A 24,916-nucleotide genomic window follows, 5' to 3' on the forward strand; every position below is an offset into this window, starting at 1 on the left:
CAACGGAACCATAACGATGTTCGAAGACCTGCAGCCAGCTCCCGCCGACAAGATCCTGGCCCTGATCGGCCTCTATCGCGCCGATCCGCGCCCCAACAAAGTCGATCTCGGCGTTGGCGTCTACAAGGATCGCGACGGCAAGACGCCGGTCATGCGCGCCGTGCGTGAGGCTGAAAAGCGGCTGCTGAACAGCCAGGACACCAAGACCTATCTTGGACTTGCCGGCGATACCGGCTTCAACGCGGTGATGGCCAAGCTCGCCTTCGGCCCGGGCGCCGACATGACGCGCATCCGGGCGGCACAGGCGCCTGGCGGCTCCGGTGCGTTGCGCCTGGTAGCGGAACTCCTCAAGCGGACGCGTTCGGACGCAACCGTCTGGCTGTCGGACCCGACCTGGCCGAACCATATGCCGGTGATGCGCGCCGCCGGCCTGCAGATCCGCGAATACCCCTATTTCGATGCGGCCTCGGGCGCGGTTCGTTTCGACGACATGCTCGCGGCGTTGCGGACAGCAGAGAGTGGCGACGTGGTGCTGCTGCATGGCTGCTGCCACAACCCGACCGGCGCCAACCTGGACGCGGCGCAGTGGGAGGCCGTCACCGATCTGGTCGTCGAACGCGGCCTGCTGCCGTTTGTCGACATCGCCTATCAGGGCTTTGGCGATGGCCTCGAGGCCGACGCCCTCGGTTTGCGTCTGCTGGCGGCGAAAGTGCCGGAAATGGTTGTTGCATCGAGCTGCTCGAAGAATTTTGCCGTCTATCGCGATCGTGTCGGCGCGGCGATGATCCTGGCCAAGGACGGCGCGCAGGCGGATGTGGCGATGAGCCAGATGCTGTCGGCGGCGCGCGCCATGTATTCGATGCCGCCGGATCATGGCGCTGCCGCGGTGCGCATGGTGCTGGAAGACGCTAGCCTACGTGCCGACTGGGAAGCCGAGCTGGAAGAGATGCGCCTGCGCATGCTCCGGCTGCGTGTCCAGTTCGCCGAGGCGCTGCGCCGGCAGTCCAACTCCGACCGCTTCGACTTCGTCGCCAGCCATCGCGGCATGTTCTCGCGGCTTGGCCTCACGGAAGCGCAGGTCGAGCGGCTGCGTGCGGAGCATGGCGTCTACATGGTCGGCGACAGCCGCATCAACGTCGCCGGACTGCCGGAGGATGGGATTGATGACTTGGCCAAGGCGATCGTCTCCGTACTCGACTGAAGCGGCTCAGCTGTGGACAAGGCGCCCTCGCCGGCTGACGGCATTGGCCGAGCGGCGGGCGGCGGGCTAGCATCCGCCGCATGACGCCATCGAAAGACATTTCGCGCCTGATCGAGATCATGGCGGCGCTGCGCGCCCCCAAGACCGGCTGCCCGTGGGACATCGAGCAGGATTTCTCGACCATCGCGCCCTATACGATCGAGGAAGCCTATGAGGTGGCGGACGCCATTGCGCGCGGCGACCTCGACGATCTCCGTGACGAGTTGGGCGACCTCCTGCTGCAGGTCGTCTATCACGCGCAGATGGCTGAGGAAGCCGGCGAATTTGCCTTCCCGGATGTGGTCCAGGCCATCACCACGAAAATGATCCGCCGTCATCCACATGTCTTCGGCGACGAAAAAGCCCGCAGCGCCGGCATGGCCAAGGGCATGTGGGAAAAGATCAAGGCGCAGGAGAAGGCCGAGAAGCGAGGCGCCCGGCTCGCGCGCGGCCTCGACCCCGAAGACAATGGCAAGGGCTTTCTGGACAGCGTTCCGGTTGCCCTGCCCGCTTTGACGCGGGCGCTCAAACTTCAGGAGAAAGCGGCTCGTGTCGGCTTCGACTGGAGCGAGGCGGCCCCCATCCTCGACAAGATCGAGGAAGAGATCGGTGAATTGCGCGAGGCCCTGGCCAAGGGCGAGACGGCGTCGATCAAGGACGAGTTCGGCGACATGCTGTTCGCCGTCGTCAATCTCGGCCGTCACCTCAAGCTCGATTCGGAAGCCGCGTTGAGCGGCACCAACGAAAAATTCCGCTCACGCTTCCACTATGTCGAGCAGACCCTGGAGAAGTCCGGCAACACGCTGGAGAATGCCACCTTGGCCGAAATGGAAGCGCTGTGGCAGGAAGCGAAAACTGCGAAGTAACCTCGGCAATTCCGGATGGAAAACCGATATACAGTTTTGCTGGAATTGCCTTGGGTTAACCGTTGTTTTTCCTGCGCAATCGGCTTTCGATCTCTTCGCGGGCGCTTTGCGTGGCCTTGAGCGAGATAGTGGCGCTGCCGTCGTCATTGTCGGTTCGCGAAACGATATCGCCATTGCGGTAGAGCCAGTCGACAAGGCCGAACTGCGCCGGTTCGATCGTCACCGTCAGGTCTTCGAGCTCGCCCGCCATGCGCGTCTCGATGATCGACTTCAGCGCATCGATGCCCTCGCCGGTCACCGCCGATATGGCGATCGGCGGACCCTTGCTGCCGTCGGCGGCATCGGCGAGCAGCCGGCTCCTGTTGCCTTCGTCGAGCAGATCGATCTTGTTCCAGACTTCGATCACACGCTTGGTATCACCGGCGTCGACACCGAGGTCGGCCAGGATGCGCTCGACATCCTCGGCCTGTGCTGCCGTGTCGGGATCGGAAATGTCGCGCAGATGGAGGACGAGATCGGCCTCGACCACCTCTTCCAGGGTGGCGCGGAAGGCCGCGATCAGATGCGTCGGCAGATCCGAAATGAAACCGACCGTATCCGACAGGATGATCGGCGTGCCATGCGGCAGGCGCACGCGGCGCAGCGTCGGGTCGAGCGTGGCAAACAGCATGTCTTGCGCCAGCACGTCTGCCCCGGTCAACCTGTTGAACAGAGTCGACTTGCCGGCATTGGTGTAGCCGACGATCGCCACCACCGGGAACGGCACCTTCTTGCGCTTGGCGCGGTGCAGGTCGCGGGTGCGACGCACCGTTTCCAGCTCGTGCTTCAGCTTGATGATCTTTTCCTGCAACTGCCGCCGGTCGGATTCGATCTGGGTTTCGCCGGGGCCGCCGAGGAAGCCGGCGCCGCCGCGCTGACGCTCTAGGTGGGTCCAGCTGCGGACGAGACGGCCCTTCTGGTAGTTGAGATGGGCGAGTTCGACCTGCAGCGTGCCTTCCTTGGTACGGGCGCGCTCGCCGAAGATCTCGAGGATCAGCCCGGTGCGGTCGAGCACCTTGGCGTTCAATTCCCTTTCGAGATTGCGCTGCTGCACCGGGGTCAGCGGATGGTCGACGATGACCAGTTCCGCGTGCCCTTCCTTGACGATCTCGGCGAACTCCTCGACCTTGCCGCTGCCGAGCAAGGTCGCCGGGCGCGGGTCGTTGACGGTCACCACCGCCGTATGGATCGGATCAAGGTTGATGGCGCGGGCAAGGCCGACGGCCTCGTCGCGGCGCGCGTCAGCCGATCGCGTCAGCCGCGGGCGGTTGGTGTCGTCGTCGCCGCGCGGCTGGCGGGTAAGCACAGGCACAATGACGACAGCCCGGGTCGGACCCTTGGCTTCCGTCCCGGGATGATGTTCTGGTTTTCCGCGAACGGTCGCGTCCGCGTCCTTCTCGCGTGCCAATCAGGCGCCCTGGCTTTCCTCGCCATCGAACATCTGAACCGGCTGGCTCGGCATGATCGTGGAAATGGCGTGCTTGTAGACGAGCTGGGAGTGACCGTCGCGGCGCAGCAAGACACAGAAATTGTCGAACGAAGTGACCACGCCGGTCAGCTTCACGCCGTTGATGAGGAAGATGGTGAGCGGGTTCTTGCTCTTGCGAACTGAATTCAGGAACAGGTCCTGAAGGTTTTGCGATCGTTCCGCCATTGTTCTTGTCTTTCGCCGATCCCCTTCGGTTTGCAAGCCAATGCGCCAAATTGTCGGGCACATGTCAAGCGCGCAAACACCGTCTTGTCGTCAGTAACGACAAGCAGAACGAGATATATTGATGTTCATTCCACCTGTGCGGTTATCAGGCTGGACTTTTTTCCGCAATGTCAAAAAAGGCCTGCCGCAACGAAAGTGTCACAGAGCCGGGGTGGCCGTTGGCGACCGGATCGCCGTCAATGGCCACGACAGGCATGGCAATCGTCGTCGCGGAGCTGATGAACGCCTCGCGCGCCGCCTTGGCCTCGGCGACGGAAAAACCGCGCTCTTCGATCTTCAGGCCGAGCTTTGCCGCAACCTCAAACATGGTCGTGCGGGTGATGCCGCGCAGGATGCCATGGTCGGCCGGCCTGGTGACCAGAACGCCGTCCCTGGTGACGATCCAGGCGTTCGACGAGCCACCTTCCTTCACGTTGCCGTCGGTATCGACGAACCACGCCTCCTGCGCGCCGGCCTCCTTGGCCTTCTGCTTGGCCAATACATTGGGCAGCAGCCCGACGCTCTTGATGTCGACCCGGTCCCAGCGGTTCTCCGGCACGGTGAGCACCGCGATGCCGGTTTCGGCCCGCTTTGCGCCAGCGGCGGGATCGGCCTTCCTGGCGGTCACCACCAAAGACGGCTTGGTGTCCGCCGACGGGAAAACAAACTCGCGGCTGGCGACACCGCGCGTCACCTGGACATAGACAAGGCCATTGACAACATGGTTGCGGTTGACCACCTCGCGCAGGATGAGCGGCAGCACGTTGCGCGCGACTGGCCAGGCGATCGACAGTTCGGTCAGCGAGCGGTTCAGCCGGGCAAGATGGCGCGGCATGTCGACGATGAAGCCTCGCGCCACCTCGCAGACCTCATAGACACCGTCGGCGAACTGATAGCCACGATCCTCGATATGCACGGAAGCGTCCGCGTGAGCGACGTAGCGCCCGTTCACATAGGCAATGCGCGGCATAGGTGATCCCTCAGAAAAGTCCCGGCTTTCTTATGTGATTCCGCCGCTACCGTAACCGACAATTGCGTAGGCCACGGCCAGGCTGACTTTGTGTGCGTCAGACGCCCAGCGACTTCAGCTTGCGGTGCAAGGCGGAACGCTCCATGCCGATGAACTCGGCGGTTTTCGAGATGTTGCCGCCAAAGCGGTTGATCTGGGCGATCAGATAGTCCTTCTCGAACTGTTCACGCGCCTCGCGCAACGGCAGCGCCATGATGTGCTGGTCGGACTGATTCGGCGTGCGCGGCATGACATCGCCGATCTCGGACGGCAGCAGGTCCGCGGTGATCGGCGCATCGACGTCGTCGCCGCGCGCCAGGATCATCAGGCGCTCGACATTGTTGCGCAGCTGGCGGACGTTGCCCGGCCAGTTGTGCGCCTGAAGCACGGCCAGCGCGTCGTCGCCGATGCGGCGCGGCTTGATGCCGGCCTGGCGGGCGATCTGCTTCATGAAATTGTCGACGAGATAGGGAATATCTTCGCGCCGCTCGGCCAGTCCCGGCACCATCACCGGAACCACCGCCAGGCGATGATAGAGATCCTCGCGGAAACGCCCGTCGGCGATCATGGCTTCCAGGTTCTGCGAGGTCGAGGAGATGATGCGGACATCGACCTTGACCCGCTTGGTGCCCCCTACCCGTTCGAACTGCTGCTCGACCAGCACGCGCAGGATCTTGTTCTGCGTCTCGCGCGGCATGTCAGCCACTTCGTCGATATAGAGAATGCCGCGATGAGCTTCCTCCAGCGCTCCGACCTTGCGCTCGACACCGTTCGATTCGGTGCCGAACAGCTCGATCTCCATGCGCTCGGGCGTGATGTTGGCGGCGCTCAGCGTCACGAACGGCGCGCCTTTGCGCGCCGACAGCGTGTGGATGGCGCGCGCCGCCAGTTCCTTGCCGGATCCGGATGGGCCGATGATCATGACGCGGCTGTTGGTCGGCGCGACGCGCTCGATGGTCTGGCGCAGCTGGCTCATCGCCGACGACATGCCGATCAGGTCGAAGGTCTCGCCGCTGCGCTGTTTGAGGTCGGAAACTTCGCGCCGCAATTTCGAGGTTTCCAGCGCACGCTCGGCAATGAGGATCAGTCTGTCGGCCTTGAACGGCTTCTCGATGAAATCATAGGCGCCACGACGGATGGCCGAGACCGCCGTTTCGATGTTGCCATGGCCGGAGATCATTACCACCGGCAAGGTGGGATGCATGGTCTTGATCTCGTCGAGCAGCGCCAGGCCGTCCAGGCGCGAGCCCTGCAGCCAGATATCGAGGAAAATCAACCTCGGCGCTCGATCAGCTATAGCAGCGAGCGCGCTGTCGGCATCGAATGCCGTACGGGTTTCGTGACCTTCGTCGCTCAGGATGCCCGCGACGAGCTCACGGATGTCTTCCTCGTCATCGACGATGAGAATATCAGACGCCATTACCGACCTTTTCAGTTTCTCTTTCGTTTTCCATCCTGCTTTCGCCGCGCGGAGACGCGGCGGCGGCAGGCGGCAGGATGATGCTGATCATCGCGCCACGCCCGTTGTGGAAATCCGCAGGGGCATCATGAAGTTCCAGCCTGCCACCATGGTCCTCCACGATCTTCTTGACGATAGCGAGGCCAAGTCCGGTGCCCTTCTCGCGTGTGGTCATATAGGGCTCGAGCAGCCGTTGGCGATTCTCGCGCGGCAGGCCTTTGCCATTGTCGATGACGTCGATTCGAATCGCGCCATTCTGGCGGCCGGCTTGAATCCGGATTATGCCGTGCGAACCGTCCTTCTGTTCCAGTCCGTCGATCGCTTCGGCGGCGTTCTTGATCACGTTGCCAAATGCCTGCGCCATCAGGCGGCTGTCGAACGTGCCCTTGAGCGGCTCGTTGCCGAACACGCGTTCGAAAGCAATGTCGGCGCGGCTGACTTCGACCAGGAATGAGGCCTCGCGCAGCGATTCGCGCAGATCGATGACCTTCATCTCGGGCTTCGGCATCCGCGCGAACGCCGAGAATTCGTCGACCATGCGGCCGATGTCCTCGACCTGCCGGATGATGGTGTCGGTACACTGATCGAAAATCTCGCGGTCCTCGGTGATGACCTTGCCGAAGCGTCGCTTGATGCGTTCGGCCGAAAGCTGGATCGGCGTCAGCGGATTCTTGATCTCGTGGGCGATGCGGCGCGCCACATCGGCCCACGCGGAAGAACGCTGCGCCTGAACCAGATCGGTGATGTCGTCGACCGTCACGACGTAGGATTTCTCCTCCGAACCGTCGTCGCCCGCCTCGATGGTGATCTGCACGTTGAAGGTGCGCTCGGTGCCGGCGCGGAAGAATGTCACCTGCTCGCGGTAGACGGGCTTGCCCGACTGGCGGCCGATCTCGAAGACGCGGCCGACATGCGGCAGAAGGGCGGAAAGGTTCTGCCCGAGCGCGGCACTGGCGGAAATGGCCAGCATCGATTCGGCCGAACGGTTGACGATGGTGACGATACCGTAGGGATCGACGCCGATGACGCCGGCAGTGACGCCGGCGAGCACGGCTTCGGAAAAGCGCCGCCGCTCGTCGATCAGGTCCTTTGCCGACAGGATCTCGTTGCGCTGCGATTTGAGCTCCAGCAGCATCTTGTTGAAGGTGTCGCCAAGCGAGGCGACATCGCCGTCGGAAGGCCTGACCGGAACCGCGACGTCGAGATTGCCGGTCGCCACCTCGTCGGCGGCACCGATGAGCTGGCGAATCGGCCGCACGAGACGGTCGGCGACGGCAATGCCGGTCCAGATCGCCGACAGGATGATGATCAGGGTCAGCGACAGATAGGGCAGCGCGAAGGCGACTTGCGAGGTGCGCCTGTTGTCTTCGAGATTGCGGTATTCGTCGGTGTTGGACCTGACGATCTGCCGCGCCTTGATCACCTCGGGATCGACAAGGCGGATGGTGTAGAGGTAGAGGCCCTCGATCTCGCGCAGCTTGACGATGGCGCCCATGATGTTACGGGTGCGCGGCTCGATCAGCACCGGTTTGCCGTCGGTGGCACTGCTGACTGAGCCTTCCGGCGGTTCCGGCATGGCGAAATCGGCATCGGTCTGGGCGCTCATGACGAACGAGCCGTCGGGCTTGATCAGCGCCGCATGGGCCAGCGACCGGCCCACCGCCTCCTTGTTGAGGAGGTCGAGAAAGCCTGTGCGATCAAGGCCGTAGAGCGTGCGCGACGCATCGAGATCATAGGCCATCGACAGCGTCGTGCCCTGCAGATTGCGGGCGTTTTCCTGGACATAGGCATCGGCGATCGACAGCGAGGAATTGACGATCGTCTTGGTGCGGATCTCGAACCAGCGATCGAGGCCGATATCGAGCGTGATCGAGGCGATGATCGCCACCATGATGGCGGGAATGGCGGCAACCAGCGCGAACATGGCGACGATGCGCACATGCAGCCGCGAGGCCGCCTTGCCATGCCGGCGCGCCATGACGATGCGATGCACCTCGCGCCCGACCAGCGCCATGAGGAAGAGCACGAAAGCAGCGTTGAGTGCGATCAGCGCCCAGGTCGTCCTGGCGTCAGGCGCGATCGGCGTCGCGCCAACCAGGATGGTGAACGAAATCGCCGCCATGACCAGCGCGCCGACGACCGCCACCACGCCGGGCAGCGCCAGCAGGCGGCGCCCGTCGCGGGCGCCGGGTTCGCTGAAAAGCGGTTGGTTGAGTACAGGTGCCTGCGGAGCCATGTCGCCGTCTGGGAGCCAATGATTGCATCCGATCTATGCAACGCATTGTGGCGATTATGCAACAAGTGTGACAATGGCAGCAATCTTTCGCCGCTCAGTCCCCTGAAAAGAGTGCGTCGGATCAGCGCTCAGCCCGGCCGCGATGATTTATAGACGTTGACGCCCAGTTCGCGAATCTTCTTGCGCAGCGTGTTGCGGTTCAGCCCCAGCAGCTCCGCGGCCTTGATCTGGTTGCCGCGGGTTGCCGTCATCGAGGCCAGCACCAGCGGATATTCGACTTCGGACAGGATGCGCTGGTAGAGCCCGGCCGGCGGCAATTCGCCGGCAAAAGAGGCGAAATAACGCTGCAGGAAATGCTCGACCGCCTGGCCGATGGAAAGGTCGTCGGGAATGAGGTTGCCGCCGCCGGGAACTACGGGGCGCTCTCCGGTCTTAAGCTCGGCCTCGATGATCTCGGCGGAAATCTCATCCTGCGAATAGAGCGCGGCGAGCCGGCGAACGAGGTTTTCCAGTTCGCGCACGTTGCCCGGCCATGGGTAGCGCTTCATCAGTTCGATGCCGCCGGACGAGATGCGCTTGGTCTGCAGCCCTTCCATCTCGCCGAGCTTGAAGAAGTGGCGCACGAGGTCAGGCACGTCCTCGGAACGCTCGCGCAATGCCGGCAGTCTCAGCGGCACGACGTTGAGGCGATAGAACAGATCCTCGCGGAACAGTCCCTGGTTGATCAGCGTGCGCAGATCCTTGTTGGTGGCGGCGACGATGCGCACATCGGTCTTGATCGGCGTGCGGCCGCCGACCGTCGTGTATTCGCCCTGCTGCAGGACACGCAGCAGGCGCGTCTGCGCCTCCATCGGCATGTCGCCGATCTCGTCAAGGAACAGCGTGCCGCCCTCGGCCTGCTCGAAACGGCCGGTGGAGCGGTTCTGGGCACCGGTGAAAGCGCCCTTCTCATGCCCGAACAGCTCCGATTCGATGAGGTCGCGCGGGATTGCCGCCATGTTGATGGCGACGAACGGTCCCCCACGACGGCGGCCATACTCATGCAGCGCACGCGCCACCAGTTCCTTGCCGGTGCCGGACTCACCCGAGATCATCACCGTCAGGTCGGTCTGCATCATGCGCGCCAGCATGCGGTAGATGTCCTGCATGGCTGCCGAGCGGCCGACCAGCGGCATGGCGTCGGGCTGTTCTTCCGGCCGCGCATCGATCTTCGGCCGGCGCGGCTCCGACAGTGCCCGGTTGACGATGTTGAGGAGCTCGGTCAGGTCGAACGGTTTTGGCAGATATTCGTAGGCGCCGGTCTCGGATGCGCGGATCGCCGTCATGAACGTGTTCTGGGCGCTCATGACGATGACCGGCAGTTCCGGCCGCGCCTTCTTGATGCGGGGCAGCATGTCGAAGGCGTTCTCGTCCGGCATGACCACGTCGGTGATGACCAGGTCGCCCTCGCCCGCCGCCACCCAGCGCCACAAGGTCGAGGCGTTGGAAGTGACGCGCACTTCATGGCCGACGCGAGAGAGAGCCTGATTGAGCACTGTGCGGATCGCCGCATCGTCATCGGCGACGAGAATATTGCCGCGAACCGTCATTTGCGGTCTCCTTCACCGTCTTCTTCAGCGCCGAACGGCGTTTCCTTCCAGGCCGGCATCAGGATGCGGAAGGTGGTGCCGCGCGGGGTCGATTCGCATTCAATGATGCCGCCGTGTTCGCCGACGATCTTGGCGACGAGTGCCAGCCCCAGCCCCGAGCCGTTTGGCTTGGTGGTGATGAAGGGATCGAACAGGATCGGCAGGATATCCTCCGAGACGCCGGAGCCGTTGTCACGCACGCAGAACTCCAGCGGCAGCGACACGCGGTCCTGCGTTCCTGGCACCGAAACGCGAATGCCCGGCCGGAAAGCGGTCGACAGCACGATCTCGCCCTGCGGATCGCTGCCGATCGCCTCGGCGGCGTTCTTGACCAGGTTGAGGAACACCTGGATCAGCTGGTCGCGATTGGCGAAGACCGGAGGCAATGAAGGATCATAGTCCTCCAATATCCTGATTTTCTTTGCAAAACCGTTTTTGGCGATCGCCTTCACATGGTCGAGAACAACATGGATGTTGACGGGATAGCGATCGATCGGCCGCTCGTCGGAAAACACCTCCATGCGATCGACCAGCGAGACGATGCGATCCGTCTCGTCGGTGATCAGCCGGGTCAGCGCACGGTCTTCATCGGAGGCGGACAGTTCGAGCAGCTGCGCGGCGCCGCGGATGCCGGAGAGCGGATTCTTGATTTCATGGGCGAGCATGGCCGCCAGGCCGGTCACCGAACGCGCCGCACCGCGATGCGTCATCTGCCGGTCGATCTTGTCGGCCATCGACCGCTCCTGGAACATGACCACGACGGAGCCCGGGAATTCCGGCACCGGCGCGACATAGAGATCGACGACCTTCTCGATGCCGAGGCGTGGCGACGACACGTCGACGCGATACTCGTTGACCGGAGCCCGGCGCTCGCGCACCTGATCGACCAGCGTCAGCAGCGGGCTGCCGAAGGGGATCAGCTTGGACAAGGTGTTGCGCGCCAGCATGGTCGCGCTGGAGCGAAAGAAATCCTCGGCATCGGCATTGGCAAAGGTGATGAAGCCTTCCTCGCTGATCATGATCACCGGACGGCGGATGGTGTTGAGGACGATCTGGGCGGCATCCGCCATTTCGGTGCCCTGGCTAACGGAGGCGTTCATGCGGCGCTCCGCAGGCTCAAGGGTTGCGGATCGCGCGAGAACACATTTTTCAGCAAGGCAATGACGCGGGCCGGCTCGAACGCGGTCAGGATGGCTTTTCGGTCGTCATCGGCAACGCCAACGGCATGGCGATCGAGATACCAGCCGAGATGCTTGCGCGCCTGGCGCAAGCCGCTCTCGACGCCATAAAGCGCCAGCATGTCCTCGTAGTGGGCGACGACATAATCGGCCAATGCCGCGGGATTCTGCGGCACGTTGGCCGCCGTTTCGCCCACTGCCGCGGCTGCGATGCCGCCGGCGATCCAGGGCGCGCCATAATGCGCGCGGCCGACCATCACGGCATCGGCGCCGGATTGGTCAAGAATGGCGGCTGCCTCGGCCGGGGAACAGACATCGCCATTGGCAACGACCGGGATGGAGACGGCGTCCTTGACGCGGGCGATCGCGCGCCAGTCGGCTTTGCCCTGATAGAACTGGCAGCGGGTGCGGCCGTGCACCGTCACCATCCTGACGCCCGCTTGCTCTGCGCGGCGCGCGAGGATGGGCGCATTGAGTGCGCCTTCGTCCCAGCCGAGCCGCATCTTGACCGTCACCGGCACCTTGACCGCGCCGACCACGGCCTCGATCAGCGACAGCGCATGGTCGAGGTCCAGCATCAATGCCGAGCCGGCATACCCACCGGTGACCTTCTTGGCCGGGCAGCCCATGTTGATGTCGATGATGTCCGCACCCTCGCCGGCGGCTATACGCGCGCCTTCGGCCATGTGTGCCGCCTCGCGGCCGGCAAGCTGCACCATATGGACGGGCAGGCCGGAATGACGTATGCGCAGGTCGAAGCCGGCCCTTCCCTTGGCGAGTTCACCGCTTGCCACCATTTCGGACACGACCAGGCCGGCGCCATGCGCATGGGCGCGCCGCCGGAACGGCTCGTCGGTAATACCCGACATCGGCGCGAGGAACACGCGATTGCGGATTTCCACGCCGCCGACGTCTAGAGGCGCGGCCAATTTGGCTGAGTTAACCATGCACAAAAACCAAGCATGCCCATTCGTTGCACATTCTCTAGCCATATCGGCCGCAATGTGCAACGCGGAATGACGCCACATTAAGGCGCAATTGGGAAAATGCCGGCCTTCGGCTTTCACCGCGACCAGGGCGCCAGTGTCCTTCAAGACGCTTTGGAATTCATATTTGACGCACGATCTTTTCGGAAAACCAATTACACTTTTGGGGATCGTGCGCTAAGCCAATCGCCATGACTGACGCAAGCGAAAACTCGGGCGCGCGAGGTGGGGTTGCCGTGGTGATCGTCGCCGCCGGCCGCGGCGCTCGCGCCGGGCAGGCCAACGGGCCCAAGCAGTACCAGAACATCGGTGGGCGCGCTGTCATTGCGCATACGCTGGAGATGTTTCTTGCCCATCCGCGAACCGGCCAGATCGTCGTCGCCATCCACGCCGACGACCACGAATTGTTCCGGCAAGCAGCGGGCACGCAGGCCCAGCGTGTCACCGCCGTCATTGGCGGGCCGACCAGGCAGGAGTCCGTCCGGCTCGGGCTGCTGGCGCTGAAAGACCACGCGCCGCGCCAGGTTCTGATTCACGATGCTGTCCGGCCGTTCGTCGACGCGGAGTTGATCGACCGCACCATCGCCGCCATCGGCGAGAACGAGGGAGCGTTGCCCGCCCTGCCCGTCGCCGACACGCTGAAGCGCGAGTCGGCCGCCGGTGTGGTCGCGGAAACCGTTTCCCGCAGCGGGCTCCACGCGGCGCAAACGCCGCAAGGTTTTCCCTACGGGCCGATCCTTGCCGCACACGACAAGGCCTATCAGCTGGGCAGACTGGACTTCACCGACGACGCGGCCATCGCCGAATGGGCGCATATTCCAGTCAAGCTCGTTCCCGGCTCGCCGGACAATGTCAAACTCACCTGGGCACGGGACATCGCCATGGCGCACCAGCGGCTTTCCAGCGAACGCACACACTTCCCCGACATCCGCACCGGCAACGGCTATGACGTCCACGCCTTCGAGCCTGGCGATCATGTCACCCTGTGTGGCGTCGCCATTCCGCATGACAAGAAACTGTCCGGCCATTCCGACGCCGATGTCGGCCTGCACGCTTTGACCGACGCCCTGCTCGCGACCTGTGGCGCCGGTGACATCGGCACGCATTTTCCGCCGTCCGATCCGCAGTGGAAGGGCGCGGCGTCCCGGATCTTCGTCGAACACGCGGCGAAAGTGGTGCGCGAGCGCGGCGGGCGCATCGCCAATGCCGACATCACGCTGATCTGCGAGGCGCCGCGCGTTGGCCCACACCGCGAGGCAATGACGGCAGCCCTTTCACAAATGCTGGGCATTTCCGCCGACCGCATCTCGATCAAAGCGACCACCAACGAGAAGCTCGGCTTCGTCGGCCGCGAGGAAGGTATTGCGGCGATCGCCACCGCCAGCGTGGTGTTTCCCGGCGAGGTGCCGGAATGAGCAACGCCGAGCTGGCAAACTCCCTGCTACTGGCCTGCCAGCAACATGGCATCATGCTGGCGACGGCCGAAAGCTGCACCGGCGGCCTGATCATCGCCGCGCTCACCGACATTGTCGGCTCCTCCGCCGTGGTCGACCGCGGTTTCATCACCTATTCCAACGAAGCCAAGATGGAGATGCTCGGCGTTTCCGCCGAAACGCTCGACGCGCATGGAGCTGTGTCGCGCGAAACCGTGCTGGAGATGGCGGCGGGCGCGCTAGCGCATTCGCGCGCGAGCCTTTCTCTTGCCGTTACCGGCATTGCCGGTCCAGGCGGAGGTTCGGCTGACAAGCCGGTTGGTCTCGTCTGGTTCGGCCTTGCCCTGGCCGGCCAGCCGGTTGTCGCCGAGCGCCAGCTGTTTGGCCACAAGGGCCGCGAATTCATCCGCCACGAGACGGTGAGACACGCGCTGCAACTCGGCCTGCGCGCGCTTGGATAAAGCACGGATTCACCACGATCGCGTCATGCCGGCTTAACGCCGTAGATGATGTCGGCACGCTTCTCGAAGGCTTCGGAAAACATGCGGAAGCCGCGGTCGAACATCGTTCCCATCAGCACGCCGAGAATGCGGCTCTTGAATTCGTAGTCGATGAAGAAGTGGACCTCGCAACCGCTATCGGCCGGGTCGAAGCGCCAGATATTGCTGAGGTATTTGAACGGCCCGTCGATGTATTTGACGTCGATGGTCTTCTCGTCGGGCTTCAGCAGCACCTGCGTGGTGAAGGTCTCCCGGATCGCCTTGTAGCCGATGCTCATGTCAGCCAAGAGAACGGTGCGTCCGTCACGCTCCTTGCGCGAGCGCACCGTCAGCGCTTCGCAAAGCGGCAGGAATTGCGGGTAGGCCTCGACATCGGCAACCAATGCGAACATCTGCTGCGGCGTGTGGGCAACGCGTCGGGTGGCTTCGAATTTCGGCATGTACCGGCTAGAGCGACTTCTGGAGCTGCGCTTCCCGCGCCGCGCGCAGCCGCGCGAAATCGTCGCCGGCATGGTGCGACGAGCGCGTCAACGGGCTCGATGCCACCAGCAGGAAACCCTTGGTCCGGCCGATCGTCTCGAAGGACTTGAACTCTTCGGGGGTGACGAAGCGGATCACCGGATGGTGCTTCTTCGACGGCTGCAGATATTGGCCGATGGTCATGAAGTCGACATTGGCCGAACGCAGATCGTCCATCAGTTGCAGGATTTCATTCCGCTCCTCGCCCAGCCCGACCATGATGCCGGACTTGGTGAAGATCGACGGATCGAGTTCCTTGACCCGCTGCAACAGCCGGATCGAGTGGAAATAGCGCGCGCCCGGCCGGACCTTCAGATAGTTCGACGGCACGGTTTCGAGATTGTGGTTGAAGACGTCGGGCTTGGCCGCCACGACGATCTCGAGCGCGCCATCCTTGCGCAGGAAATCGGGCGTCAGGATTTCGATCGTCGTCGAGGGCGTTGCCGCCCTGATGGCGCGGATGACCTCGGCGAAGTGCTGCGCGCCGCCATCGGCGAGATCATCGCGGTCGACCGAGGTGATGACGACGTGGCTGAGGCCCATCTGCTTGACGGCATGCGCGACGCGGGCCGGCTCATCGGCATCGAGCGCGGTCGGGATGCCGGTGGCGACGTTGCAGAAGGCGCAGGCGCGCGTGCATATCTCGCCCATGATCATGAAGGTGGCGTGCTTCTTTTCCCAGCACTCGCCGATATTGGGGCAGCCGGCCTCTTCGCAAACCGTCACCAGCTTGTGCGATTTCACGATTTCGCGTGTCTCGGCATAGCCCTTCGAGACCGGCGCCTTGACGCGGATCCAGTCGGGCTTGCGCAACACCTCCTGGTCGGGCTTGTGCGCCTTCTCCGGATGCCGCAGCCGCGGTGCGTTGGCGATCGTGTCGAGGACAGTGACCATCTGAACCCTGGCTTTTCTTGCGACCGCCCGTCGGCGATCGTCACGTTTACGTCATCTAGGACTTTTCAGCCCAAAGAAAAAGGCTGCAGCGGCGCATGCCGCTACAACCGTTTTCGCATAGCCGGAACGATATCGACTAGCGGCGCACCAGGCGACTGACCCAGATCAGCAGGCAGGCACCGATGAAGCCAGTGATCAGATAGGCGGTCCAGCCGACGCCGAATGGGCCGAAATTGAGCGCCTGGAGGATGGCGTTCAACACGACCGCACCAACGATACCCATGATAATGTTCATGAAAATGCCGGTGTTGCTCTTCATGACCATTTCGGCGAACCAGCCTGCCAGGCCGCCGATGATGATGGCTGCGATCCAGCCCACGCCGTTCAAGTGCATATGCCTTCTCCTTGCGCACGTAAAAATGCATCCGGAAACGAACACCGCTGCCGTCGAGCTCCCAGGGCTTTCGCGGCTGAGTCTCTTGCGGCGAATCTATCATGCGTTCAACGCGCGGCCATAGGCGTCGAGCACGCTTTCCTTCATCATCTCCGACAGCGTCGGATGCGGGAAGATGGTGTGCATCAGCTCTTCTTCCGTCGTCTCCAGGTTCATCGCCACGACAAAGCCCTGGATCAGCTCGGTCACCTCGGCACCGACCATATGGGCGCCGAGCAACTGACCGGTCTTCTTGTCGAAGATGGTCTTGATGAAACCCTGGTCCTCGCCAAGCGCGATCGCCTTGCCGTTGGCGGCGAACTGGAAGCGGCCAACGCGGATATCCTTGCCCTCGGCCTTGGCCTTGGCTTCCGTCAGGCCGACGGAGGCGACCTGCGGGTTGCAATAGGTGCAACCGGGGATCTTGAGCTTGTCGATGGCATGTACGCCAGGGAAATTGGCGATCTTCTCGACACACACCACGCCCTCATGCTCGGCCTTGTGGGCAAGCATTGGTGGGCCGGCGACATCGCCGATGGCGTAGATGCCCGGTACGTTGGTCTTGCCGTAGCCGTCGACGACGACACAGCCACGGTCCGTCTTAACGCCAAGCGCTTCAAGGCCGAGGCCCTCGATGTTGCCTTGCACGCCGACGGCGGAGATCATGCGGTCGGCGGTGATCTTCTCGACCTTGCCATCCTTCATCTCGACATGCGCGGTGACCGAGTTCGCACCCTTCTCGACCTTGGTTACCTTGGCTTCGAGAATGATCTTCATGCCTTGCTTCTCGAACTGCTTTTGCGCGAATTTCGAGACTTCGGCATCCTCGACCGGCATCACCGCCGGCAGCAATTCGACCACCGTCACATCGGCGCCCATGGTGCGGTAGAAGGAGGCGAATTCGATGCCGATGGCGCCGGAACCCATCACCAGCAGCGACTTCGGCATTTCCGGCGGAACCATCGCCTCGAAATAGGTCCAGATCAGTCTGCCGTCCGGTTCGATGCCAGGCAGCGCGCGCGGCCGGGCACCGGTCGCCAGGATGATGTGTTTGGCGGTGTAGGTGCCTTCGCCCTTGACGCCCTTCGGCACCGGCGGCTGCGGTTCCATGGGCTTCTTGGCCGTCTTGGAGACGACAATCTCACCCGGCTTCGACAGCTTGGCTTCGCCCCAGATGATGTCGACCTTGTTCTTCTTCATCAGGAAGGCGACGCCGCCATTCAACCGCAGCGAAACTTTTCGCGAACGGTCGACCACGGCCGCCGTGTCGACGCTGACCTTGCCGTCGAGCTTCAGGCCATAGTCCTTCAAATGATCCGAATAATGCATGATCTCGGCCGAGCGCAGCAGCGCCTTGGTCGGTATGCAGCCCCAGTTGAGGCAGATGCCGCCGAGATGCTCGCGCTCCACGATCGCCGTCTTGAAGCCGAGCTGGGCGGAACGCACCGCCGTGACATAGCCGCCGGGGCCGGAGCCGATGATGATGACGTCGTAGTTCTCAGCCACGGATTTTCTCCTTATTCACAGTTCCAGCATGCCGCGCACGACAGGCGCCAACGCCTTGCCGATGTTGCGCGTATTTTCGGCGTCGAGATGGACACCGTCGAGCGGTGTACATCTGGCGACGCTCGCGGCATCAAAAAAGCCGCAGCCCATCTCGTCGGCGGCGGTTTGATAAAAGCCGGCGAGCTTGGGCGACTCTATTGCGCCTGTTCCCAACATTTCGGCGTAATCCGCCTTGCGGGTCTCCACGATATGCGGCGGCGAAACCAGAATAATCCGGGGGGCGACACCGCCGAATGGATAGGCGTGCCCCCGCACGATCTCAACGAGGCGCCGCATGCCATAGGACGCGATGACCGCGCTGCCGTGTATAGACGGCTTCATGTCGTTCGAGCCAAGCATGATGACGATCAGATCGATCGGCGAGTGCGTGCTCAGGATCGTCGGCAATATCCGCGCGCCATTTCGGTCCGCGGCCGACAGGAAGTCGTCATAGGCCGTGGTGCGACCGCCCAGTCCCTCAGCAATGACGTGGAAGCTTGGTCCGAGCGCTGTCGCCAGTGTGGTTGGCCACCGGTCTTCATATTCATGTCGACCCAAGGTCTCCGGGTCGTGTCCCCAGGTCAGCGAATCGCCGTAGCAAAGCACCGTCTTCATGCGCTCAACCTGCCTTTATGTCGGCTACGCCGCGCTTCACCCGCCAGCGCACGAACAGCCAATGTACAATGATCGTCACCAAGCCCGGCAGACCAAGCCCGGCAACCATCGGCATGTCTTTCCTGACCACGGCGGCACTGCTGTCGCTGTAGAGGATCAGCGCGACAAACAGCACAAGCAGCACCACAAACACAATCAGCGTCCACTTGCCCGTCCTGGCCACGGCCGCGAGCGGATCGTTCATCAACTGCGCCACGAAGAAGACGAAGGTGACGACAAAGGTCACCAGCACCGAGAACATGAAGACGATGATGTATTCTTCCTCGGCGCCTGTCGCGACGGCCAGTTGCTGCGCGACCAGGCCGCCGGCAAGGCCGGAAAGGATGAAAGCGAAAAGGCTGGTGAAGAATGTCCGCACAGCCTTTCCCTTTCCTAGACCAGCATGCCCATCGGGTTCTCGATCAGGCGCTTGAAGGCGACCAGCAGTTCGGCACCGAGTGCTCCATCAACGGCGCGATGATCGGTCGACAGGGTCACCGACATCACGGTCGCGATCTTGATCTCGCCATTCTTGACCACCGCCCGCTCTTCGCCGGCACCGACCGCCAGGATCGTCGCATGCGGCGGGTTGATCACCGCGGCAAAGTCCTTGATGCCGAACATGCCGAGGTTGGACACCGCCGTGGTGCCGCCCTGGTACTCTTCCGGCTTCAGCTTGCGGCTGCGGGCGCGGCTGGCCAGATCCTTCATCTCATTGGAGATGGTGGACAGCGTCTTTTCATCGGCATGCCGAATGATCGGCGTGATCAGGCCGCCGGGGATCGACACGGCGACACCGACATCGGCATGCTTGTGCTTGACCATGGCGCTTTCGGTCCATGAGGCATTGGCATCCGGCACCGCCTTCAGCGCCATCGCCATCGCCTTGATCACCATGTCATTGACCGACAGCTTGTAGGCCGGGGCGTCGCCCTTGTCGGTCTTCTTGACGGGAGCTGCCGCATTGATCTGCGTGCGCAATGCCAGAAGCGCGTCGAGTTCGCAGTCAAGCGTCAGGTAGAAATGCGGAATGGTGGTCTTGGCCTCGACGAGACGGCGCGCAATGGTCTTGCGCATATTGTCGTGCGGGACCAGCTCGTAGGAGCCCTGCTCGAACAGCTTCAGCACCTGATCGTCCGACATCGGCTTCACCGCCGGCGCAGAAGCAGCAGCCGGCGCACCAGCCGGAGCCTTGGCCGCGCGTGCTGCCTTGGCACCGCCGCCGGCAATCGCGGCATCGACATCCGCCTTGACCACACGGCCATGCGGGCCGGTGCCGGTCACCGCCGACACATCGACGCCGGCCTCCTTGGCGATACGGCGGGCGAGCGGCGATGCGAAAGTGCGCTCGCCAGCCGCATGACCATTGGCGGCCGGTGCCGCCTCGGTCTTGGGTGCGGGGGCGGCAGGTTCGGCCTTTGACGCCTCGGCCTTTGGTGCTTCAGCCTTGGCATCCGCCTTCGGTGCCTCGGCTTTCGCCGGTGCAGCACCACCACCGCTTTTCGCGACGGCACCCGCATCCTCGCCCTCGGCTGCAAGCACGGCGATCAGCGCATTGACCTTGACGCCTTCGGTGCCGGCAGGAACGACGAGCTTTGCGACCGTGCCCTCGTCGACGGCTTCAACCTCCATCGTCGCCTTGTCGGTCTCGATCTCGGCAATGACATCGCCGGGCGAAACCTTATCGCCCTCCTTGACCAGCCATTTTGACAGATTGCCCTCTTCCATCGTGGGCGAGAGCGCCGGCATGGTGATGTTGATTGGCATTTTGTCCTCCCGCCCGGTTCAGCGATATGCGACGGCTTTGACCGCCTCGATGACCTCGCCGACATTCGGCAATGCCAGCTTTTCGAGGTTTGCCGCATAGGGCATCGGCACGTCCTTGCCGGCAATGGTGATGACCGGCGCGTCGAGGAAATCGAAAGCGCGCTGCGAGACCTGGTTGGCGATATGGTCGCCGACCGAGCTCTGCGGATAGCCTTCTTCGACCACGACCAGGCGGTTGGTCTTCTTGACCGAGGCGATGATGGTGTCGAGATCGAGCGGGCGGATGGTCCTGAGGTCGATGATCTCGGCGTCGATGCCCATGCCGCGCAGTTCCGCTTCCGCCTTGACCGCGTAGGTCATGCCGATACCGAACGAGACGATGGTGACGTCCTTGCCCGCCTTGTGGATGCGCGCCTTGCCGATCGGCAGCACGAAGTCATCCAGCTTCGGCACGTCGAAGGACTGGCCGTAGAGGATTTCGTTCTCGAGGAAGATGACCGGGTTCGGATCGCGGATCGCCGCCTTGAGCAAACCCTTGGCGTCGGCGGCCGTATACGGCATCACCACTTTCAGGCCGGGAATGTGGCTGTACCAGGCGGCATAGCACTGCGAGTGCTGGGCGGCGACGCGGGCCGCAGCACCGTTGGGCCCACGGAACACGATCGGCGCGCCCATCTGGCCGCCCGACATATAGAGCGTCTTGGCGGCCGAGTTGATGATCTGGTCAATCGCCTGCATGGCGAAATTGAAGGTCATGAATTCGACGATCGGCTTCAGGCCGGCCATCGCCGCACCGACGCCGACGCCGGCAAAGCCGTGCTCGGTGATGGGCGTGTCGACGACACGCCGTGGTCCGAATTCCTGGAGCAGGCCTTGCGTGATCTTGTAGGCGCCCTGGTATTCGGCGACCTCCTCGCCCATGACGAAGACATCGCCGTCGCGACGCATTTCCTCGGCCATGGCATCGCGCAGCGCTTCACGCACCGTGGTCGAGACCATTTCGGTGCCGGCCGGGATGTCCGGATCGGCGGCGATTTCCGTCCTTGGAGCCGCAGCGACCGGTGCCACGACCTCGCTCTTGGCCACAGCGGGCGCTGGCGTAGGCGCCGCTGCTTGAGCCTTGGCAGGCTCTTCGCCAATGCCTTCGCCAGCCTTGTCAGTGTCTTCGCCCTCAACCGCAAGCACGGCGATCACCGCGTTGACCTTGACACCTTCGGTGCCGGCAGGAACCACGATCTTGGCAATCGTGCCTTCATCGACTGCTTCGACTTCCATCGTCGCCTTGTCGGTTTCGATTTCGGCGATGACGTCGCCGGCGACGACCTTGTCGCCCTCGTTCTTCAACCACTTGGAAAGATTGCCCTCTTCCATGGTTGGCGAGAGAGCGGGCATGAGAATTTCGATCGGCATGTCCTGGCCCTCCCCTTACAGTACGATATCGGTCCAGAGCTCGGACGGATCCGGCTCTGCATCGTTCTGGGCAAACTCGGCGGCGTCGGCGACGATGTCGCGAACCTCCTTGTCGATGGTCTTCAGCTCGTCCTCGGTTGCCCACTTCTTCTGCGTCAACCGCGCCTTGACCTGTTCGATCGGGTCATGGTCGGAGCGCATCTTCTGCACTTCTTCCTTGGAGCGGTATTTCGCCGGGTCGGACATCGAGTGACCGCGATAGCGGTAGGTCTGCATTTCGAGAATGATCGGCCCGTTGCCAGCCCGGCACCACTCGGTAGCCAGATCGCCGGCGGCCTTGACCGCACGCACATCCATGCCGTCGACCTGGATGCCCGGAATCTTGAACGAGGCGCCGCGATGCGAAAAATTGGTTTCCGCCGACGAGCGCGAGACCGAGGTGCCCATGGCATAGCGGTTGTTCTCGATGATGTAGATCACCGGCAGCTTCCACAGCGAGGCCATGTTGAAGCTTTCATAGACCTGGCCCTGGTTGGCGGCGCCATCGCCGAAATAGGTCAGCGAGACATTGTTGTTGTCGCGGTAGCGGTTGGCGAAGGCCAAGCCCGTGCCGAGCGACACCTGCGCGCCGACAATGCCGTGACCGCCGTAAAAATGCTTCTCCTTGGAGAACATGTGCATGGAGCCGCCCTTGCCTCTGGACAGGCCGCCACGGCGTCCGGTCAGTTCGGCCATGACGCCACGTGGCGAAAGCTCCATCGCCAGCATGTGGCCGTGGTCGCGATAGGCTGTGATCATCTGGTCGCCGTCGATCAGCGCCATCTTCATGCCGGTGACCACCGCTTCCTGGCCTATATAGAGATGGCAGAAGCCGCCGATGAAGCCCATGCCGTAGAGCTGGCCGGCCTTTTCCTCGAAGCGGCGGATGAGCAGCATGTGCCGGTAGGCGGCGAGCTCTTCGTCCTTGGTGAATTCGGCAGGCTTGGGCGCGGAAAGCCCTGATTTGCCGTCGGATTTCGATTTGGCAGGCGCTTTTCTGGCTGCGGTGGCCATGCATCACTCCCTGTTGGCGTCTCTTTGCGGACATTAGGGCAAGATGAAATCTGCCCTGGGAAGATCAGCTCTCCCCACCGATTTATGCAAGGCTAACACGCGTCAGAGCGTTGCGCCATGACGAATTTGCATAGCTGGCATGCGCCTAAGCGATTAAAATCATTGAAAATATTGTTGATTAACTGAAATTCAGTTATTTCGACGACGCCGGCAGCATGATGGTGATTTCATCAGCCTGGGACAGGTTGAGCGCCCTGCGCGCCTGCTCGTCGAGCATGTCCTTCTCCAGCGTGCCGTCATGCATGAGCCGAACGCGCCGTTCGAGTTCCATCCGGCGTGCCTTGATCGCATCGAGCTGGGCCTGCAGCGCAACTGTCTGGGCTTCCAGCTGATATTTCGAATTGATGCCGAACTCGCCGTGATAGGCATGGAAGCCGAAATAGGCCAGGAATACGACGCAAAGCGAAGGGATGATCAGCCGGCCGGTGTTTCTCTGCTTGTGCTGACGCGTCCACATAACCGATTCCCCATGGTCGCAAACTCCAACGACCCGGAACCTTTTTCGCCTGATTGTGCTTAACGGACGGTTACGGAGACCGGCCCGGCGATCAGCGAAATGAAAAAGGGCGGGAATGCTCCCGCCCTTCGCGCACTATCCGAGTTTGGTATTTCGGATCAGCCCTTGATCACCGACTTGCCGGCGTAACGCGCCTGCTTGCCGAGCTCTTCCTCGATGCGGATCAGCTGGTTGTACTTCGCCATGCGGTCCGAGCGCGACAGCGAGCCGGTCTTGATCTGTCCGCAATTGGTGGCGACGGCGAGATCGGCGATGGTCGAATCCTCGGTTTCGCCGGACCGGTGCGACATGACGGCAGTGTAGCCGGCCTTGTGCGCGGTCTCGACGGCGTCGAGCGTTTCCGTCAGCGAGCCGATCTGGTTGACCTTGACCAGGATCGAATTGGCGACGCCCATGCGGATGCCGTCGCGCAGGCGCGCCGTGTTGGTGACGAACAGGTCGTCGCCGACCAGCTGGGTCTTCTTGCCGATCAGGTCGGTCAGGTACTTCCAGCCTTCCCAGTCGTCCTCGGCAAGGCCGTCCTCGATCGAGATGATCGGATAGTCGGCGGCGAGCTTGGCGAGGTACTTGGCCTGGGCCTTGGGATCGCGCGTCTTCTTCTCGCCCTCATAGACGTAGTTGCCGTCCTTGAAGAACTCGGTCGCGGCGCAATCGAGGCCGAGCGCGATCTCCTCGCCCGGCTTGAAGCCGGCCTTCTCGATCGATTCCATGATGAAATCGAGCGCCACCGGTGCGCTCTTCAGGTTCGGAGCAAAGCCGCCCTCATCGCCGACATTGGTGTTGTGGCCGGCATCCTTCAGCTTCTTGCGCAGCGTGTGGAAGATTTCCGAGCCCCAGCGCACGGCTTCGCGCAGCGTCGGCGCGCCGACCGGCAGGATCATGAATTCCTGGAAGTCGATCGGGTTGTCGGCATGGGCGCCGCCATTGATGATGTTCATCATCGGCACAGGCAGGATGTGCGCCTTGGTGCCGCCGACATAACGATAGAGCGGCAGGCCGGCGGCGTCGGCCGCGGCCTTGGCCACCGCCAGCGAAACGCCGAGAATGGCGTTGGCGCCGAGCCGGCTCTTGTTGGGCGTACCGTCGAGCTCGATCATGGTCTGGTCGATATGGATCTGGTTTTCGGCTTCCATGCCGCCGATCGCCTCGAACAGCTCGCCATTGACCGCCTCTACGGCCTTGAGCACGCCCTTGCCGAGATAGCGGGCGCCACCGTCGCGAAGCTCGACGGCTTCGTGGGCGCCGGTCGAGGCGCCCGACGGCACCGCGGCGCGGCCCATCGAACCGTCTTCGAGTACAACATCGACCTCGACGGTCGGGTTTCCACGGCTGTCCAGGATTTCACGTCCGACAATGTCGATGATGGCGGTCATTGCGATGTCCCCGATTGATCTGACGAAAGGTCGCGCCCGTCTTAGCCAAAGCGACGCAAAAGGCAATCCGGCCATGGCCGAATAGTGCCGCCAGCCCGATTCACGAAGCGCAAATTTCTGTCATCATAAGTCATGCGCCCGGACATCAATTCCGGGTTATGGCTGTTGTCGCGCGGGGCGAAACAGGAGGAGTTTCGCCATGTCTGAGTTGAGCGGTATCGTTAGTCTGTTCCTGATCGCGGCGGCGTTCCTGACGTCGTGCGATACCAGGCAATCACCACCGAAGGCTTTCGCGCCTTTGCCGGCGTTGAGCACCAGCGAATAGGCGTTGGCGTTGACGCGAAAAAAGGGCCCCGTCGAAACGGGGCCCTTCAGACCGCTGACAAACCCCGTCGATTTTCGGCGGGGTTTTTCTTATGGGGTT

The 24,916-nt window shown here is 62.8% G+C and carries 24 protein-coding genes; 5 read left to right on the top strand and 19 right to left on the bottom strand.

Annotated features, from left to right (window positions below):
- Positions 1 to 16: 16 nt before the first annotated feature.
- A complete protein-coding gene (locus tag DBIPINDM_RS36665; protein ID WP_258583825.1) occupies positions 17 to 1,201 on the top strand; it encodes an aromatic amino acid transaminase in 1,185 nt (394 codons plus the stop codon).
- 80 nt (positions 1,202 to 1,281) lie between these two features.
- Positions 1,282 to 2,106 carry a nucleoside triphosphate pyrophosphohydrolase gene (gene mazG, locus DBIPINDM_RS36670; RefSeq protein WP_258583829.1) on the top strand — a complete coding sequence of 275 codons (825 nt, stop codon included), beginning with the start codon at positions 1,282 to 1,284 and terminating at the stop codon, positions 2,104 to 2,106.
- Between the two features lie 55 nt (positions 2,107 to 2,161).
- Here the strand turns inward: mazG and hflX are convergent, their stop codons facing one another.
- The 8 genes from hflX to dusB form a co-directional block, all read right to left on the bottom strand.
- Positions 2,162 to 3,553 (bottom strand): GTPase HflX, encoded by a 1,392-nt coding sequence (hflX, locus tag DBIPINDM_RS36675; RefSeq protein ID WP_258583831.1) that lies wholly within the window; start codon positions 3,551 to 3,553, stop codon positions 2,162 to 2,164.
- On the bottom strand, positions 3,554 to 3,799 hold the full coding sequence (hfq, locus tag DBIPINDM_RS36680) for an RNA chaperone Hfq (protein ID WP_006202172.1): 246 nt from the start codon (positions 3,797 to 3,799) through the stop codon (positions 3,554 to 3,556).
- A gap of 145 nt (positions 3,800 to 3,944) precedes the next feature.
- Positions 3,945 to 4,808 (bottom strand): D-amino-acid transaminase, encoded by an 864-nt coding sequence (locus tag DBIPINDM_RS36685; protein WP_258583833.1) that lies wholly within the window; start codon positions 4,806 to 4,808, stop codon positions 3,945 to 3,947.
- A 97-nt stretch (positions 4,809 to 4,905) separates the two neighbouring features.
- Positions 4,906 to 6,267: a sigma-54-dependent transcriptional regulator gene (locus DBIPINDM_RS36690; RefSeq protein WP_010909346.1), complete on the bottom strand. Its 1,362-nt coding sequence runs from the start codon at positions 6,265 to 6,267 to the stop codon at positions 4,906 to 4,908.
- On the bottom strand, positions 6,257 to 8,542 hold the full coding sequence (locus tag DBIPINDM_RS36695; RefSeq protein ID WP_258583834.1) for a sensor histidine kinase NtrY-like: 2,286 nt from the start codon (positions 8,540 to 8,542) through the stop codon (positions 6,257 to 6,259). Before DBIPINDM_RS36695 ends, DBIPINDM_RS36690 begins: the two co-directional genes overlap by 11 nt.
- 128 nt (positions 8,543 to 8,670) lie before the next feature.
- Positions 8,671 to 10,131, bottom strand: coding sequence for a nitrogen regulation protein NR(I) (gene ntrC, locus DBIPINDM_RS36700; protein ID WP_027045043.1), 1,461 nt, complete (start codon positions 10,129 to 10,131; stop codon positions 8,671 to 8,673).
- Entirely contained in the window at positions 10,128 to 11,270 is a 1,143-nt protein-coding gene (locus DBIPINDM_RS36705; RefSeq protein ID WP_258583835.1) for a two-component system sensor histidine kinase NtrB, read from the bottom strand. Before DBIPINDM_RS36705 ends, ntrC begins: the two co-directional genes overlap by 4 nt.
- Positions 11,267 to 12,295 carry a tRNA dihydrouridine synthase DusB gene (gene dusB, locus DBIPINDM_RS36710; RefSeq protein WP_258583836.1) on the bottom strand — a complete coding sequence of 343 codons (1,029 nt, stop codon included), beginning with the start codon at positions 12,293 to 12,295 and terminating at the stop codon, positions 11,267 to 11,269. Before dusB ends, DBIPINDM_RS36705 begins: the two co-directional genes overlap by 4 nt.
- Positions 12,296 to 12,525: 230 nt before the next feature.
- On the opposite strand from dusB, the gene DBIPINDM_RS36715 reads away from it, so the two are divergent.
- Together DBIPINDM_RS36715 and DBIPINDM_RS36720 are read left to right on the top strand one after the other, a co-directional pair.
- Positions 12,526 to 13,749 carry a bifunctional 2-C-methyl-D-erythritol 4-phosphate cytidylyltransferase/2-C-methyl-D-erythritol 2,4-cyclodiphosphate synthase gene (locus DBIPINDM_RS36715; protein ID WP_258583838.1) on the top strand — a complete coding sequence of 408 codons (1,224 nt, stop codon included), beginning with the start codon at positions 12,526 to 12,528 and terminating at the stop codon, positions 13,747 to 13,749.
- On the top strand, positions 13,746 to 14,228 hold the full coding sequence (locus DBIPINDM_RS36720; RefSeq protein WP_258583840.1) for a CinA family protein: 483 nt from the start codon (positions 13,746 to 13,748) through the stop codon (positions 14,226 to 14,228). Before DBIPINDM_RS36715 ends, DBIPINDM_RS36720 begins: the two co-directional genes overlap by 4 nt.
- Positions 14,229 to 14,251: 23 nt before the next feature.
- On the opposite strand, the gene DBIPINDM_RS36725 is transcribed toward DBIPINDM_RS36720, so the two are convergent.
- From DBIPINDM_RS36725 to eno, 11 genes are all read right to left on the bottom strand, one after another.
- Complete coding sequence (locus DBIPINDM_RS36725) at positions 14,252 to 14,707, bottom strand: type II toxin-antitoxin system RatA family toxin (RefSeq protein WP_258583841.1); 456 nt, start codon at positions 14,705 to 14,707, stop codon at positions 14,252 to 14,254.
- A 7-nt stretch (positions 14,708 to 14,714) separates the two neighbouring features.
- On the bottom strand, positions 14,715 to 15,680 hold the full coding sequence (gene lipA / locus DBIPINDM_RS36730) for a lipoyl synthase (protein WP_258583842.1): 966 nt from the start codon (positions 15,678 to 15,680) through the stop codon (positions 14,715 to 14,717).
- A gap of 136 nt (positions 15,681 to 15,816) precedes the next feature.
- Entirely contained in the window at positions 15,817 to 16,074 is a 258-nt protein-coding gene (locus tag DBIPINDM_RS36735; protein ID WP_258583843.1) for a GlsB/YeaQ/YmgE family stress response membrane protein, read from the bottom strand.
- Positions 16,075 to 16,173: 99 nt separating this feature from the next.
- Entirely contained in the window at positions 16,174 to 17,619 is a 1,446-nt protein-coding gene (lpdA, locus tag DBIPINDM_RS36740) for a dihydrolipoyl dehydrogenase (RefSeq protein WP_258583844.1), read from the bottom strand.
- A gap of 15 nt (positions 17,620 to 17,634) precedes the next feature.
- On the bottom strand, positions 17,635 to 18,273 hold the full coding sequence (locus DBIPINDM_RS36745; RefSeq protein ID WP_258583845.1) for an SGNH/GDSL hydrolase family protein: 639 nt from the start codon (positions 18,271 to 18,273) through the stop codon (positions 17,635 to 17,637).
- Between the two features lie 4 nt (positions 18,274 to 18,277).
- The gene (locus DBIPINDM_RS36750) at positions 18,278 to 18,691 is read right to left on the bottom strand and encodes a hypothetical protein (protein ID WP_258583846.1); all 414 of its coding nucleotides are present in this window, start codon (positions 18,689 to 18,691) and stop codon (positions 18,278 to 18,280) included.
- A 14-nt stretch (positions 18,692 to 18,705) separates the two neighbouring features.
- A complete protein-coding gene (locus DBIPINDM_RS36755) occupies positions 18,706 to 20,079 on the bottom strand; it encodes a pyruvate dehydrogenase complex dihydrolipoamide acetyltransferase (RefSeq protein WP_258583847.1) in 1,374 nt (457 codons plus the stop codon).
- 18 nt (positions 20,080 to 20,097) lie between these two features.
- On the bottom strand, positions 20,098 to 21,489 hold the full coding sequence (locus tag DBIPINDM_RS36760) for a pyruvate dehydrogenase complex E1 component subunit beta (protein WP_258583848.1): 1,392 nt from the start codon (positions 21,487 to 21,489) through the stop codon (positions 20,098 to 20,100).
- A 15-nt stretch (positions 21,490 to 21,504) separates the two neighbouring features.
- On the bottom strand, positions 21,505 to 22,542 hold the full coding sequence (gene pdhA / locus DBIPINDM_RS36765; RefSeq protein WP_258583849.1) for a pyruvate dehydrogenase (acetyl-transferring) E1 component subunit alpha: 1,038 nt from the start codon (positions 22,540 to 22,542) through the stop codon (positions 21,505 to 21,507).
- Positions 22,543 to 22,735: 193 nt separating this feature from the next.
- Positions 22,736 to 23,059 (bottom strand): FtsB family cell division protein, encoded by a 324-nt coding sequence (locus DBIPINDM_RS36770; RefSeq protein WP_044550389.1) that lies wholly within the window; start codon positions 23,057 to 23,059, stop codon positions 22,736 to 22,738.
- A 158-nt stretch (positions 23,060 to 23,217) separates the two neighbouring features.
- Entirely contained in the window at positions 23,218 to 24,492 is a 1,275-nt protein-coding gene (gene eno / locus DBIPINDM_RS36775) for a phosphopyruvate hydratase (protein ID WP_258583850.1), read from the bottom strand.
- 199 nt (positions 24,493 to 24,691) lie between these two features.
- Between eno and DBIPINDM_RS36780 the strand changes: the two genes are divergently transcribed.
- Entirely contained in the window at positions 24,692 to 24,817 is a 126-nt protein-coding gene (locus DBIPINDM_RS36780) for a hypothetical protein (RefSeq protein WP_258583851.1), read from the top strand.
- Positions 24,818 to 24,916 lie beyond the last annotated feature (99 nt).

Origin of the sequence: Mesorhizobium sp. AR02 (assembly GCF_024746835.1) — a bacterium.
In the GTDB taxonomy this organism is placed as follows: domain Bacteria; phylum Pseudomonadota; class Alphaproteobacteria; order Rhizobiales; family Rhizobiaceae; genus Mesorhizobium.

Bases quoted from the DNA above. Each gene is read 5' to 3' on its own strand.
- DBIPINDM_RS36685 (WP_258583833.1), bottom strand. From the start codon at position 4,808: ATGCCGCGCATTGCCTATGTGAACGGGCGCTACGTCGCTCACGCGGAC.
- ntrC (WP_027045043.1), bottom strand. From the start codon at position 10,131: ATGACGGTTCGCGGCAATATTCTCGTCGCCGATGACGATGCGGCGATC.
- hfq (WP_006202172.1), bottom strand. From the start codon at position 3,799: ATGGCGGAACGATCGCAAAACCTTCAGGACCTGTTCCTGAATTCAGTT.
- DBIPINDM_RS36715 (WP_258583838.1), top strand. From the start codon at position 12,526: ATGACTGACGCAAGCGAAAACTCGGGCGCGCGAGGTGGGGTTGCCGTG.
- eno (WP_258583850.1), bottom strand. From the start codon at position 24,492: ATGACCGCCATCATCGACATTGTCGGACGTGAAATCCTGGACAGCCGT.
- DBIPINDM_RS36705 (WP_258583835.1), bottom strand. From the start codon at position 11,270: ATGAACGCCTCCGTTAGCCAGGGCACCGAAATGGCGGATGCCGCCCAG.
- DBIPINDM_RS36755 (WP_258583847.1), bottom strand. From the start codon at position 20,079: ATGCCAATCAACATCACCATGCCGGCGCTCTCGCCCACGATGGAAGAG.
- DBIPINDM_RS36735 (WP_258583843.1), bottom strand. From the start codon at position 16,074: ATGCACTTGAACGGCGTGGGCTGGATCGCAGCCATCATCATCGGCGGC.
- pdhA (WP_258583849.1), bottom strand. From the start codon at position 22,542: ATGGCCACCGCAGCCAGAAAAGCGCCTGCCAAATCGAAATCCGACGGC.
- lipA (WP_258583842.1), bottom strand. From the start codon at position 15,680: ATGGTCACTGTCCTCGACACGATCGCCAACGCACCGCGGCTGCGGCAT.
- mazG (WP_258583829.1), top strand. From the start codon at position 1,282: ATGACGCCATCGAAAGACATTTCGCGCCTGATCGAGATCATGGCGGCG.
- DBIPINDM_RS36665 (WP_258583825.1), top strand. From the start codon at position 17: ATGTTCGAAGACCTGCAGCCAGCTCCCGCCGACAAGATCCTGGCCCTG.
- dusB (WP_258583836.1), bottom strand. From the start codon at position 12,295: ATGGTTAACTCAGCCAAATTGGCCGCGCCTCTAGACGTCGGCGGCGTG.
- DBIPINDM_RS36760 (WP_258583848.1), bottom strand. From the start codon at position 21,489: ATGCCGATCGAAATTCTCATGCCCGCTCTCTCGCCAACCATGGAAGAG.
- DBIPINDM_RS36720 (WP_258583840.1), top strand. From the start codon at position 13,746: ATGAGCAACGCCGAGCTGGCAAACTCCCTGCTACTGGCCTGCCAGCAA.
- DBIPINDM_RS36780 (WP_258583851.1), top strand. From the start codon at position 24,692: ATGTCTGAGTTGAGCGGTATCGTTAGTCTGTTCCTGATCGCGGCGGCG.
- DBIPINDM_RS36745 (WP_258583845.1), bottom strand. From the start codon at position 18,273: ATGAAGACGGTGCTTTGCTACGGCGATTCGCTGACCTGGGGACACGAC.
- DBIPINDM_RS36770 (WP_044550389.1), bottom strand. From the start codon at position 23,059: ATGTGGACGCGTCAGCACAAGCAGAGAAACACCGGCCGGCTGATCATC.
- DBIPINDM_RS36695 (WP_258583834.1), bottom strand. From the start codon at position 8,542: ATGGCTCCGCAGGCACCTGTACTCAACCAACCGCTTTTCAGCGAACCC.
- DBIPINDM_RS36725 (WP_258583841.1), bottom strand. From the start codon at position 14,707: ATGCCGAAATTCGAAGCCACCCGACGCGTTGCCCACACGCCGCAGCAG.
- DBIPINDM_RS36690 (WP_010909346.1), bottom strand. From the start codon at position 6,267: ATGGCGTCTGATATTCTCATCGTCGATGACGAGGAAGACATCCGTGAG.